We start from the raw sequence: 13,036 nt of genomic DNA on the forward strand, positions 1-13,036 counted from the left end.
GTGAACCGAGGCAAAGGAAAAGGTCCGTGTCGCTGCTAGACATCCGGGTTCCCGCGGTTCTGCTGCGGATCGACCGGAATCCCTTTCACCACGGCACCCTCGGGGCCGTGCGCTCGCTCGGCAGAGCCGGCGTGGACGTCCATCTGGTCGCCGATTCCACCGGCAGTCCGGTCGGCAGGTCGCGTTTCGTACGGCAACTGCATCCGCCGCCGGCGCCGGGTGCGTCCGCCGCGGAGATCGTGGCCGTGCTGCGCCGGGTGGCGGCGCGGATCGCCCGTCCGGCGGTGCTGATCCCGATGGACGACGCGAGCGCGATCGCGGTCGGCCGGCTCCGCGAGGACCTCGCGCCCGCCTATCTGCTGCCGCATCAGCCCGCCCTGCTTCCCGAACGGGTCGCCGACAAGGCCGAGTTGGCCGAGGTGTGCGCGGCGGCCGGGATCCCGCACCCGCAGACCCTGGTCCCGGACACCGCCGAGCAGGCCGCCGCCGCCGTCTGGCGGCTCGGGCTTCCGGTGATCGCCAAGTGGAGCCGGCCCTGGCTGGTGCCGGCCGGGTCCGGGCTGCGCAGCACGATCGTGGTGCGCTCGGCACGGGAGGCGCGGGAGCTGTTCCTGCGGGCCGACGAGGCGGGCAGCAGGCTGCTGCTCCAGGAGTTCCTGCCGCCGGGCCAGGACCGCGACTGGTTCTTCCACGGCTACGCCGACCGCACCGGAGCGGTACGCGCGGGGGGCCCCGGCCGCAAGCAGCGGGCCTGGCCGCGCGGGGCGGGCCTGACCGCGGTCGGCCTGTGGACGCCCAACCCGCAGGTCCAGGGGCTGGCCGAGCGCCTCACCGGCGAACTGGGCTTCCGGGGCATCTTCGACCTGGACTTCCGGCGCTGCGGCAGCACCGGCCGCTACCACCTCCTCGACTTCAACCCCCGTCCGGGCGCCCAGTTCCGGCTCTTCACCGACAGCGCGGGCATGGACGTCGTACGCGCCCTGCACCTGGATCTCACCCACCGCCCGCTGACCGCCGGGGCACCGCTGGCCGGGCGGGCGTTCGTGGTGGAGAACTACGCGCCGCTGAGCGCGCTGCGGCCGGCCCCGCGCGGGCGGGAGCTGGCCTGGTCCGCGCCGGACGACCGGGGACCTGGGCTCGCGATGTGGGCGCTGTGGGCCCGGCATGTGACGGGCCGGCTCCTGGACCGGCTGCACCCCGGCACGACCCCGGCCCTGCGGCCGGCCTCCGTCGTGGTCCGCCAGGCCGGGGAGCCGGCCGGGGAACGCCGCCCGGTCGCCCTGGACGAGGAACTCTCCGGAGTGTCCGGTGCCGCCAGCCTCTCCGGTCTGCCCGACCGGTCCGACGACGAGAAAGCGAGCAGCTGCTGATGTATGACCTGCTGGTGGTGGGCGCGGGCCCGTACGGCCTGTCCATCGCGTCCCACGCCGCGGCAGCGGGGCTGAACGTGCGTGTCTTCGGTCGCCCGATGGCGTCCTGGCGCGACCACATGCCCCGCGGGATGTTCCTCAAGTCCGAACCCTGGGCCTCCAACCTGTCGGATCCCGAGGCGCGTTGGCGGCTGGACGTGTACTGCGCGGGCCGGGGGGTCGAGGCCCGGCACGGGCGGCCGATTCCGCTGGACATGTTCACCGAGTACGGCCTGTGGTTCGCCCGCAACGCCGCCCCGCCCGTCGACGAACGCACCGTCACCCGTATCGAGCCCCGCACCGGCGGGTTCGACGCGACGACGGAGGACGGCGAGACCCTGCACGGCCGGACCGTCGCCCTCGCCGTCGGCGTGCTGCCGTTCGTCGAGATCCCGTCCGCGCTGCGCGGCCTCTCCCCCGACCTGGTCTCGCACAGCAGCCACCATGCCGACCTCGACCGCTTCCGGGGCCGGGACGTCACGGTGATCGGCGGCGGCCAGGCGGCCCTGGAGACCGCCGCGCTCCTCGCCGAACAGGGCAGCAGGGTACGGGTGCTGGTGCGCGCGGAGGAGCTGTACTGGAACGAGGTGCCGCCGCCCTGGAAGCGCCCCTGGTGGCAGTCGGCGCGCGCCCCGCACAGCGGCCTCGGCCCCGGCTGGCGCAACTGGTTCTACTCCGAGCGCCCCGGCCTGTACCGGCGGCTCGCGGAGCCGACCCGGGCACGGATCGCGGCCACGGCCCTCGGGCCGGCCGGTGCCTGGTGGGTGCGGGAGCGGGTGGAGTCCGGGGTGGAGGTACTGCTCGGCCGCGAGGTGACGGCGGCCCGGGCCACCGCGGCCGGGGTGCGCCTGGACACGGAGACGCGCGGCGGCGGGGTGGGCACCCTGGAGACCGAGCACGTCATCGCGGCCACGGGGTTCAGGGCGACCCGGGAGCGGCTCGGGCTCCTGGCCGACGACCTGCGTACGACGCTGGTGACCGGGGCCGACGGGGCGCCGGAGGTCGGCCGGGACTTCGAGTCGTCGTACCCCGGGCTGTTCCTGGCCGGTCTGATCACGGCCGCGGGCTTCGGCCCGGCGATGCGCTTCGTGCACGGCGCCGGTTTCACCGCGGGCACGCTGGTGCGCGGGGTACGGCGGCGGCTGCGCTCGGGCCCGGCCGGCTGGGACCTCGACACGGACCTCCGGGAGCCGGCATCGGGCACGGTACGGAGCTGATGGAAGGCGGGTGCCGGAGCCTGGCGGAGGCGTCCGGCACCCGGCGGGCTAGGACCGGCGAGACCCGGCGCGGCCTCGTCGGTACAGCATCGTCCCGGCCGCGATCAGCGCGGCGCTGGCGGCCGAGGCCGCGAGCGTGGCCCCACGGTCACTGCCGGTGTGCGGCAGAGTGGGCACGGATCCCTGGTGGTGCCCGCCGCCGGGCGGAGGTGTCGGGCTCGGCGGTGGAGGTGTCGGACTCGGCGACGAGGGCGTCCGGCTCGGCGGAGGCGTCGGGCTCGGCGACGAGGGTGTCTGGCTCGACGAGGGTGTCGGGCGCGGCGGGGGCGTCGGGCTCGGCGGGGGCGTCGTCTCGCCACAGGGAGGCGAGGTCTCGTCTCCGTAGGGGGGCGAGGTCTCGTCTCCGTAGGGGGACGGGGTGTTGCCGGGCGAGCCTTCGGCCCCGTAACCCGAGTCGCAACCCGTACTGCCGTAGCCCGAGGTGTCGGCGCCCGAGTCGCCGTAGGACGTCTCGGACGCGCGGTCGTCGGAGTGCTCGCCGGAATCCGATGCGTTCGCACAGGAGCCGCCGAAGGCCGGGTTCAGCGCGGCGGCCACGTCGACCGAGTTGCCGCACAGGTTGACCGGCACGTTCACCGGGGCCTGGACGTTGTTGCCGGACACGACACCCGGTGAACCGCCTGCGGTCCCGGTCGCGTCCGTGTCGGCGAGCGCGGGACTGGCGTACAGGGACAGCATGCCGGCCGCGGCGGCCGCCACGACCATTCCCCTGCTGAGGGTCTGTCGCAATCTCGTTGTCTTCCTGCTCAGAAGTGGAAAAAACCGGCCTCGGAGCGCGGATGCGAAGGCTCGACGGTCCGAGGCCGGCCGTGACACAGCCGGACGGCTGGTGCGCTGCGCTGACGTTGTCAGTGGTTGAGGCAGACGTTGCCCACCGCGGGGTTCAGAGCCGCGATGACGTTGACGGTGTTGCCACAGATGTTGATCGGAATGTGGATCGGGACCTGGATCACATTGCCGGAGACAACTCCGGGGGAAGCGACGGCAGCAGCCTCGGCATCCGCGTCCGCGAAGGCCGGAACGGCAGCGCCCAGGGCCAGGATTGCACCGGCGGCGACAGCAGCGGTCTTCTTCATGAACTTTCCCTTCTCTGCGGTCATGCCCGTATGACGGCCGAAACCGAGCGAGCACAGCATGAACGGCTCGCACCATGACCGGCAGACTGTAGAACGAGAAATAGGCAGTCGAAGAAACTACGGAACGCGCGCCGTCGGGTAATTCACTCGAACGCCTTCACCGAATTGACGCAACCTCGACGAAAGCCGCTCGGGCGGCGCGAGAATACGCGCCGCCCGAGCGGACTTTCCATGACCGCCAGGATGTCACTGATTGCCGGCGCCGTTGGCGGAGAGAGCCGAGATGTCGTCGAGGATGTGCGAGAGCGGCTCGTCGCCCTTGGCCTGGGTGGAGTTCTCGGCGCACTGCTGGTTCTGCGGCGCGGACAGCACGTTGACGTCCTGGACGTCGATCGGGACGGCGCCGAGGAGGGCCTGCACGTTCCCCTTGACAGGCAGACCGACGCACAGCTTGTTCAGGGAGCTCTGCACCAGGGTGGCCTGCGGGCTCATCTTGCCCTTGGTCACCTGGTTGCCGAACTCCGACTTGGCGCCGTTGCCGCTGGCGGAGGTGGTGCCGTGGTCGTTGCCGGTGGCAAGCGCCTGGGGGGCTGCCGCCGCCGACACACCTACGACGGACGCGGCGACCGCCACCGCGGCCATTGCCTTCTTCAGCATTTCGCTTTCCTTTCCTGGCTCCGTGCGCAGACGCACGTTCCTGCCCTCGATCAACCGACTGCGTCCGGAATGGTTGCGGCGGGGGTGCGACACGTCACCCGATCGGACCGGTGACCGCCCGGAATTCCCGTACGACCGCGCGCCCACGGCGATGTCGGGGGGGATTACCGGACCGTGCGCCATCGGAGTGAAGCGGAGCAACCAATCGCATCGCCGGGAGTTGACCAGTGGGCTCCGGTGGACGGGGTTTTTCCAGAAGGGAAATACAAGTGATCAAGAAGGTTCTGGCCGTCGCCGCTGTCGCCGCCTCCGTGGCCGGTGCCACCGCTGTCGCCGCCTCGCCGGCCCTGGCCACCGGCAACGACCACGGCACCACCTCGGCGAGTGGCAACGGCGCCTCGCAGGCGTTCGGCAACTCCGCCACGTACGGCAGCATGAGCCCCCAGCTGGCGCTCATCCAGGGCTCCTTCAACAAGCCGTGCATCGGCCTGCCCGTCAAGGGGAACGTGCAGGGCCTCGTCGGCGCCGTCCCGATCAACGTCCAGGACATCAACGTCCTGTCCTCCCCGCAGAACCAGCAGTGCGTCGAGAACTCCACCCAGGCCAAGGGCGACGAGCCGCTCTCGCACATCCTCGACGACATCGCGGTCCTCGCGGCCAACGGCACCGGCAACAAGTAGTCCAGACGCCTTCCAGGCCCTCCGCCAGGTGCCCTCGGCCGGTGGACCGCCGGTTTTCCGGCGGCCCGCCGGCCTGCGGCGTTTCCGGCACACGCGCCCCCGGCGGAGCGCTCGTCGCCTAATCGGACTGCGCTGCTCCAATGGGGGCAAAGCACGCAACCCCGGCGCGGTTTCGGCCGTTGACGATCACGCAGCTCCTCCCGGGAGTCCGCATTTCGAAAGGGAATGAACATGAAGAAGCTGTGGGCAACCGCGGCCGTTGCCGCCACTGTCGCCGGGTTCGCGGCCACGGCCGCTCCCCAGGCCCTGGCCACCGGCAACGACAACGGCACCACCTCGGCCAGCGGTAACGGCGCCAAGTCGGAGTTCGGCAACTCGGCCACGTTCGGCGACCAGAGCCCGCAGCTCTCGCTGGTCCAGGGGTCGCTCAACAAGCCGTGCGTCGGCCTGCCCGCCAAGCTGAACCTGCAGGGCCTCGTCGGCGCCGTCCCGATCAACGTCCAGGACATCAACGTCCTGTCCTCCCCGCAGAACCAGCAGTGCGTCGAGAACTCCACCCAGGCCAAGGGCGACGAGCCGCTCTCGCACATCCTCGACGACATCGCGGTCCTCGCGGCCAACGGCACCGGCAACAAGTAGTCCGGCACACGCTCGGCGGACGGCGGGCGGCGGGCGGCGGGCGGCGGGCGGCGGGCGGCGGGCGGCGGGCGGCGGGCCACCGGTTCTTCCGGTGGCCCGCCGCCTTTTCCACGCCCCGCGGCTCACTTTCGGTACAGCGCCTCGATCTGCAGCTTCCGTACGGACAGCCAGTGCGCGACCGCCTCGGGGTCGAGGGTGATCAGGGCGGCGACGAACGGCCGGTTGTCGCCGACGACCAGGCACTGGCCGACCGGCGACCGGCTGCGCAGCCGGTCCTAAGGATGCGTCAATGGGTGGGGACGGGTTGGGGTTGGGTTTCGGGTGCGGGTGGATGGGGGCTGGTCGCGCCCACGCGGCGGTAGCCGCACCTTGATACAGCCCCGCGCCCCTTTGGGGCGCGCTTCAGCTCGCGGAGGGCGAACGATCCGCCTCTCTGATGGCTGTCGCCAGGTCGGATACGTTCTTGTCCTCTGTCGTCCGTGCCAGTGCGGTGGCTCGGGAACGCAGGGTGCCGAGGCCCGGCTTCCCGGGGATGCGGTAGTCCCCTCCTCCCAGCTCGTCCGCGAAGTACGCCGCCACCGCCGTCACCTGGAAGCGCGGGGACGCCGTCCAGACCGAGTCGTGCAGCGTGCCGGTTTCCATCGCGCCCGTGTTCTCGTGCGGGGTGCGGGTCTCGGGGTCCAGCCAGCGGACCGTGGCGGTGGCCAGGTGGCCCTCCGCGTTCGGTTTGGTGCGGACCGCGTAGAGGGCGGTCACCGTGTGGCCGGGGCCCACCTCGCCGCCGTCCACCCGGTCGTCGCGGAAGTCCCCGTCGGCGACCTTCCGGTCCCGGTAGCCGATCAGGCGGAAGTCGGCGACCGTATGCGGGTCGAAGGCGACCTGGGCCTTGGCGTCGCGGGCCACCAGGTCGATGTTCTGCGGGAGTTGCTCGCAGAAGACCCGGGTCGCGGTGGCGGTGTCGGAGACGTACGTGGTGTGCCCGTCGCCCTTGTCGGCGAGGCGTTCCATGAGCGCGTCGCCGTAGTCGCTGCCGACGCCCACGCCGAACAGCGTGATGCCGTACTCGCGGCGGTCGCCGTCGATGCGTTTCAGGATGGCGTCGGGCTCGGTCTCGCCGTCGTTGGCGAGCGCGTCGGAGATCAGGACGACACGGTTGGTGGCGTCCTTGCGCAGGCCTTCGACGGCGGTGGCGTAGCCGGTCTCCACGCCCTCGCCGAGATTGGTGGAGTAGAGGGCGGCCAGGCTGTCGACGGCGTGGTGGATCTCGCCGCGGTGACCGGCGAGGCGGGTCATCGGCAGGACCGTCTCGGCGTGTTCGCTGAAGGCGACGATCGCGACCGAGTCGTCGTCGCGCAGCCGGTCGGTCATCGTGTCCAGGGACTTCTTGGCGAGGTCCAGCCGGCCCGGCTCGTCCATGGAGCCGGAGACGTCGATGACGAAGGTGAGGGCCGCGGGCGGGCGTTCGCCGGTGGCGTCCTCGGGGCGGGTGGCGAGGCCCACCCGGACCAGGGACCAGTCCGGGTCGCTGGTGCGGGCGCCGTCCACCGTGACCGTGAAGCCGTTGCCGTCGGGGGCCGGGTAGTCCTGGCGGAAGCTGTTGACGAACTCCTCGGCGCGGACGGTCGAGGGGGCGGGGCGCTCGCCGTCGGCGAGGGTGCGGCGGGCGTAGCCGTAGGACGCGGTGTCGACGTCCAGGGCGAAGGTGGAGAGGTAGTCGGAGGCCGGGGTGGTCGCGGAGTCCTCGTCCTGCGGCCGGCTGGGAGCCGGAGCCGGAAGGCCGTTGCTCTGTTTCGAGTCGCTGGTCGAGTGGCTGCCGTCGCCCGCGCCACAGGCCGTCAGCAGCAGGGTGGCCGTGGTGGTGAGGGCGAGCAGTGCCCCTCGGGTGCGTCGTATCCGGTAGCGCTCCATCTGATGTGCCCCCTGTGCCGGTCGGAGTCGGCCTGCTGGCCCTCTGGCTCTGTGCCGACTCTGACGGCGCGAGGGGGTGGAACGTGCGACCCAAAGCGTTGCGGATGGATCTCGAACCGGGCACGGACCAGCGCCGTCGATGCCGGAGGGAGATCGTCCGGTGACCTAGGAGACCACGTCCTTGCGGGCGAAACCCCGGAAGGCCAGGGCGAACAGCACCAGGGCGTACGTTATGGAAATCGCCGTTCCCTGGATCATGCCGGACCACTCGGGATGCGGCTGTACGGCGTCCGCCCAGGCGAACTGCCAGTGCGCGGGCAGGAAGTCGCGCCAGTGGCCGAGGGCGGTGACCGCGTCCAGGACGTTGCCGACGATGGTCAGGCCGACCGCGCCGCCGACCGCGCCGAGGGGCGCGTCCGTCTTGGTGGAGAGCCAGAACGCCAGCCCCGCGGTGACCAGTTGGGACAGGAAGACGTACGCCACCACGACCGCGAGGCGCTGGGCCGCCGTGCCGGTGCCGAGTTCGCCGCCGGTCGGGATCTGGAGCGGCCCCCAGCCGTAGGCGGCGCTGCCGACGGCCAGGGCGACCAGCGGCAGCAGGACCATCGCGGCCAGGCTGAGGCCGAGGGCGACGACCAGCTTGGACCACAGCAGTCGGACCCGGGGCACGGGTGCGGCGAGCAGATAGCGCAGGGAGGACCAGCTGGCCTCCGAGGCCACCGTGTCCCCGCAGAACAGGGCGACCGGGATGACCAGCAGGAACCCCGCCGACACGAACAGGTTGACCGCGGCGAAGTTGGCGCCGGACGCGGTGGCCGTGTCCAGCAGGGTGACCTGGCCGTTCCGCTCGCCCGGCTGGCCGCCGATGGCGAACGCGATCAGCAGGACGAACGGCAGTACGGCGAGGATCCCGCCCATCACCAGGGTGCGGCGGCGCTTCAGCTGGCGGACCAGCTCGACGCGCAGCGGCAGGGTGCGGCCCGCCTGATAGCCGGAGGCGACCTCGGTGAGCGTGCTCATGCGGAACCTCCGATCAGGGTCAGGAAGGCGTCTTCGAGACGGCGGTGGGGGCCCACGGAGGCCACGGGTACGTCGAGCCGGACGAGTTCGGCGACCAGTCGCGGTGCGCTGCCGCCGGGCTCCATGCGGACCAGCAGTCCGTCGTCCGCGCGGGTCACCGAGGCGACACCGGGCAGCGCGGCCACCTTCTCCACCACGGGCTCCTCCACGGGCACGCCGGTGCCGACGAGCAGGGTGTCGCCGGAACCGACGATCTCCGCGACCGGGCCGGCCTGTATGAGCCGGCCGCGGTCCATCACCACGAGGTGGGTGCAGGACTGCTCGACCTCGGCGAGGAGATGGCTGGAGACGATCACCGTCCGGCCGGCGGCCGCGTACCGGATCATCACCTCGCGCATCTCGCGGATCTGCGGCGGGTCGAGGCCGTTGGTCGGTTCGTCGAGGATGAGCAGGTCGGGCAGGCCGAGCATGGCCTGGGCGATGGCGAGGCGCTGGCGCATGCCCTGCGAGTAGGTGCGGACCGCGCGGGCCAGTGCGTCGCCGAGGCCCGCGATCTCCAGGGCCTCCTCGATGTGGGAGTCGGCCGCCGGACGGCCGGTGGCCTGCCAGTACAGCTCCAGGTTCTCCCGGCCGGAGAGGTGCGGCAGGAAGCCTGGGCCCTCCACGAAGGCGCCGACCCGGGAGAGGACGGGGGCGCCCGGCCGGATGGCGTGGCCGAAGACCCGGATCTCGCCGCCGTCCGGCGTGATCAGGCCCATCAGCATGCGGAGGGTGGTGGTCTTGCCCGCGCCGTTCGGGCCGAGCAGGCCGAGGACCTGGCCCTTCTGGACGCGGAAGGACAGCTCGCGAACCGCGTACCGGTCCGTGGAGCCGGCGTAGCGCTTGGTCAGGTCCGTGATCTGCAGCGGGACTTCGGCCAGTTCGGGGTCGGGTGCCGGGGTGGTACGGCGGCGGCCGGTGAGCAGCAGGGCCAGGGCGGCGAGCGCTCCGGCCGGCGGCAGCCACCACACCCAGGCCGGCAGCGCCGCGGCGGCCGTGTCCACCTGGGGTGCCGTCGGCACACCGAGGGCGCTCTTGAGGGAGACCGTATAGGTCGCCGGGGCGGTCGGGGAGGCGTAGCCGAGGTCGGTGGAGGCGAGGACCAGGCGCAGCCGGTGGCCCTTCTGCACCTCGTGGTCGATCGCCGGGAGGGTGATCGTGACGTCCTTGCCGGACCTCGTTCCCTCGACGCGGATCGGGGCGACCAGCTGGGAGGGCAGTACCTGCTGGGTGCCGGCCGGGCCGACGTCGTACACCTTGCCGAAGAGCACGGCGTCGTCGCTCGTCGAGGTGATGTGGACGGTGGCCGTGGGCGAGCCGGTGATCTGCACGTTGTCGGCGACGGGCGCCGAGTCGAAGCGGGCGTACTGGCCCGGGAAGTCCAGGGAGACGCCGACGCCGAGGGAGGAGAGCTGGGCGAGGCCGCCGCCGGCGCCGAGGCCGGGCAGCGCGGAGACGGCGGGCGGGGTGGCGCCCGCCGGGTTCTGGACGCGCTGTGTGCCGCCCGTCAGGGCGATGGACTTCCGGTCGCTCTCCAGGCCGGGGTAGCTGTCCGAGGTCGCGCCCCGCAGCTGGGCGGCGCCGTCGGTGGAGTCGACGCCTCCGGTGCGGGTGATCCGGAAGGCGGGGCCGGTGCCGGTGGCCTTGTCGTCCTTCAGGTAGCGGTCGAACCAGGAGGTGATCCGGCCCTCGACGCGGCTCGTCTCCAGGTCGCCGCCGTCGTGCCCGCCGGCGATCCAGTCGACGTCGACGGGGGCGCCGTTGGCCCGGATCGCCTTCGCGGCGGCGTCGGACTGGGCGAGCGTGAAGAGGGAGTCGGTCTGGCCCTGGAAGAGGAGGGTGGGCACCTTGATGCGGGTGCCGACGGCCGACGGCGAGCGTTCCGCCAGGAGGCTGACCGCGGCCGCGTCCGGCCTGCCCGACTCGGCGACCCGGTCGTACATCGCGCACAGCGCCGGCTCGAACCTGGCGCAGCCGCCGCCGGTGTTGAAGAAGATCCCGGCCCACAGCTTCTTGAACACGCCGTTCGGGAACAGGGCGTCCGCGAGGTTCCAGTACGTGATCGACGGGGCGATCGCGTCCACGCGCTGGTCGTAGCCGGCGGCCAGGAGGGAGATCGCGCCGCCGTAGGAGCCGCCGGCCATGCCGACGCGGGGGTCGCCGGGCTTGTCGAGCTGGACCTGCGGCTGCTCGGCCAGCCAGTCGATGAGCCGGGAGACGTCGGCGACCTCGCCCTTCGGGTCGTTGAGGCCGATCTTCCCGGTGGACCTGCCGAAGCCGCGGGCGGACCAGGTGAGGACCGCGTAGCCCTGGCGGGCGAGGTCCTCGGCCTCCTGGCGCATGTCGGCCTTGGAGCCGCCGAAGCCGTGGGCGAGGAGGACCGCGGGACGTCGGCCGGGGCCGGGGGTGGTGAAGAACGAGGTGTCCAGCTGTACCCCGTCGACGGCCATGACGTTGTCGGACCGGTGCACCGGGGGCGGGTCGTCGGACGCGACGGCCGTCCAGGTGCCGGCGCCCACGAGCACGACGACGGCGGCCGCGGCGGACAGAAGTCGCCGCGGCCGCCGGAGCAGGGCTCGTAGGCCGGGGGGTCGAAGATCCATGCCCTCAACGGTACGGGCCTGGACCGACATCCGATGCCGACGGTGGGGTGAACCCCTGGCCATCCCCGAGGAGTACGGACGCGTTGCCGCGTACTTCGGGTGCGGTACGCCGGGGGCGCCGGGGCGACTTCGGGTGCGGGTGGGTGGGGGCTGAGCGCGCAGTTCCCCGCGCCCCTGACGGGGCGCTCCACTCGCCCCTCCCTTAAACCTGGGCGTCCTCCGGGATCGAGACCACCCAGTGGGTTTCCTTGCGGGGGCGGAGGTAGAAGGCCCAGTAGAGGGTTGCCGCTGCTGTGATGCCGCCGGTCCAGAGGAGGTAGGTCGTTTCCTGCTGGGTGAGGATGTAGGCGAGGACGGCGATGAGCACGATCGGCATGGCCGGCCAGAGGGGCATGCGCCAGGCCGGGGTGTGCTTGTGGGCGCCCCGGCGGGCCAGCAGCGCGGCGACGGCGACCAGGAGGTACATGCCGGTCACCGACACGCCCGTCACGCCGTACAGGGTGTCCAGGTTGACGAAGCAGAGCAGGGCGCCGGGGACGCCGACGGCGAGCGTGGCCACCCAGGGGGAGCCGAAGCGGCCCAGGCGGGAGAGGGCGCTGTTGACCGGCGCCGGCCACGCCTTGTCGCGGGCCGAGGCGAACAGGACGCGGGAGTTCTGGATGACCATGACGATGCCCGCGTTGATGATCGCGAGGGCCACGCAGAGGCTTACGAACGTGCCGACCGCGGAGTTGGACCAGGCGGTGACCATGGAGCTGATGTCGCCGCCGGTGAGGGCCTTGAGGTCGGTCGCGCCCATGGTGATCGCGGCCACCGGGACGAGGATGATCACCGTGGAGATGGCGAGGGTGGCCAGCACCGTACGGGCTACGTTGCGGCGCGGGTTCTCCAGTTCCTCGGAGAGGTAGACCGCCGTGGAGAAGCCCTGGGTGACGAAGAGGGCGATGGCCAGGCCGGAGACCACCAGCATCGCGGTGACGGTGGTGGTGTGGCCGCCCGCGTCCGCCACCTGCATGGAGGTGAGGCTGCCGGCTCCGCGGTGGCTGTGGGAGAAGCCCAGCACGGCCACCACGCCGGCCGCGATGACCTCCAGGACCAGGAAGATGCCGGTGATCCAGGCGTTCGCGCGCAGGTCCAGGAGGCCGGCGAGGGTCGCGAGGAGCATCACGCCGGCGCCGGTCATGGCGGGGTCCAGGTGGACGATCGGGGCCAGGTAGTCGGCCGTGCCCATGGCGATCACCGGGGGCACGATCATCACGACGAGGAGGGAGAGGACGAAGACCAGCCAGCCGGCCAGGCGGCCCGCCATCGTGGAGACCATCGCGTACTCGCCGCCCGCGCTCGGGATGAGCGTGCCCAGCTCCGAGTAGCAGAACGCCACGGCGATACAGAGGAGGGAGCCGATGGCGATCGTCAGGGCGGTGGCGGTGCCGAGGGATCCGAACAGGTCGGGCACGACCACGAAGAGCGTCGAGGCGGGGGTCACGCAGGAGAGGGTCAGGAGGGTGCCGCCGACCACGCCGATGGAGCGCTTGAGCGTCTTGGGACTGTCGGACACCTCGGGGAGGGCGGTCTCGACGGGGCGGAGCGTGTCGGTCATGCGGCGGTTCCGATCGCGTCGTTGCGGATGCCTCCGGCGGTTGGGCCGTGCTGCATGGAACCCCGACGAAAACCGCTGCGTCAATGGCTGTTTACCTTCGGATTCCGCACTCGTAAAGCGACCGGGGT

The 13,036-nt window shown here is 72.1% G+C and carries 11 protein-coding genes; 4 read left to right on the top strand and 7 right to left on the bottom strand.

What is annotated here, in order from left to right; genetic code table 11:
* Nucleotides 1-26: 26 nt before the first annotated feature.
* Both AB0N16_RS26905 and AB0N16_RS26910 read left to right on the top strand, forming a co-directional pair.
* Nucleotides 27-1,370: an ATP-grasp domain-containing protein gene (locus tag AB0N16_RS26905; protein ID WP_365800907.1), complete on the top strand. Its 1,344-nt coding sequence runs from the start codon at nt 27-29 to the stop codon at nt 1,368-1,370.
* The gene (locus AB0N16_RS26910) at nt 1,370-2,626 is read left to right on the top strand and encodes an FAD-dependent oxidoreductase (RefSeq protein ID WP_365800909.1); all 1,257 of its coding nucleotides are present in this window, start codon (nt 1,370-1,372) and stop codon (nt 2,624-2,626) included. Before AB0N16_RS26905 ends, AB0N16_RS26910 begins: the two co-directional genes overlap by 1 nt.
* A 48-nt stretch (nt 2,627-2,674) precedes the next feature.
* Here AB0N16_RS26910 and AB0N16_RS26915 read toward each other — a convergent pair whose 3' ends face one another.
* From AB0N16_RS26915 to AB0N16_RS26925, 3 genes are all read right to left on the bottom strand, one after another.
* The gene (locus AB0N16_RS26915; protein ID WP_365800911.1) at nt 2,675-3,415 is read right to left on the bottom strand and encodes a chaplin; all 741 of its coding nucleotides are present in this window, start codon (nt 3,413-3,415) and stop codon (nt 2,675-2,677) included.
* A 119-nt stretch (nt 3,416-3,534) separates the two neighbouring features.
* Entirely contained in the window at nt 3,535-3,786 is a 252-nt protein-coding gene (locus tag AB0N16_RS26920) for a chaplin (protein ID WP_365801187.1), read from the bottom strand.
* A gap of 222 nt (nt 3,787-4,008) precedes the next feature.
* Nucleotides 4,009-4,419 (bottom strand): rodlin, encoded by a 411-nt coding sequence (locus AB0N16_RS26925; protein ID WP_365800913.1) that lies wholly within the window; start codon nt 4,417-4,419, stop codon nt 4,009-4,011.
* Nucleotides 4,420-4,688: 269 nt separating this feature from the next.
* Here AB0N16_RS26925 and AB0N16_RS26930 point away from each other — a divergent pair, with 269 nt between their 5' ends.
* Together AB0N16_RS26930 and AB0N16_RS26935 are read left to right on the top strand one after the other, a co-directional pair.
* The gene (locus AB0N16_RS26930) at nt 4,689-5,099 is read left to right on the top strand and encodes a rodlin (protein ID WP_365800915.1); all 411 of its coding nucleotides are present in this window, start codon (nt 4,689-4,691) and stop codon (nt 5,097-5,099) included.
* Nucleotides 5,100-5,330: 231 nt separating this feature from the next.
* The gene (locus AB0N16_RS26935; protein WP_365800917.1) at nt 5,331-5,738 is read left to right on the top strand and encodes a rodlin; all 408 of its coding nucleotides are present in this window, start codon (nt 5,331-5,333) and stop codon (nt 5,736-5,738) included.
* A gap of 402 nt (nt 5,739-6,140) precedes the next feature.
* Here AB0N16_RS26935 and AB0N16_RS26940 read toward each other — a convergent pair whose 3' ends face one another.
* The 4 genes from AB0N16_RS26940 to AB0N16_RS26955 form a co-directional block, all read right to left on the bottom strand.
* Nucleotides 6,141-7,646, bottom strand: a complete 1,506-nt coding sequence (locus tag AB0N16_RS26940) for a von Willebrand factor type A domain-containing protein (protein WP_365800919.1) — start codon at nt 7,644-7,646, stop codon at nt 6,141-6,143.
* Nucleotides 7,647-7,811: 165 nt separating this feature from the next.
* The gene (locus tag AB0N16_RS26945; protein ID WP_365800921.1) at nt 7,812-8,666 is read right to left on the bottom strand and encodes an ABC transporter permease; all 855 of its coding nucleotides are present in this window, start codon (nt 8,664-8,666) and stop codon (nt 7,812-7,814) included.
* The gene (locus AB0N16_RS26950; RefSeq protein ID WP_365800923.1) at nt 8,663-11,308 is read right to left on the bottom strand and encodes a CocE/NonD family hydrolase; all 2,646 of its coding nucleotides are present in this window, start codon (nt 11,306-11,308) and stop codon (nt 8,663-8,665) included. Before AB0N16_RS26950 ends, AB0N16_RS26945 begins: the two co-directional genes overlap by 4 nt.
* Nucleotides 11,309-11,510: 202 nt before the next feature.
* On the bottom strand, nt 11,511-12,908 hold the full coding sequence (locus tag AB0N16_RS26955; protein ID WP_365800925.1) for an APC family permease: 1,398 nt from the start codon (nt 12,906-12,908) through the stop codon (nt 11,511-11,513).
* Between the last annotated feature and the right edge of the window lie 128 nt (nt 12,909-13,036).

The organism is Streptomyces sp. NPDC051105, from assembly GCF_040682795.1.
Taxonomy (GTDB): Bacteria; Actinomycetota; Actinomycetes; order Streptomycetales; family Streptomycetaceae; genus Streptomyces.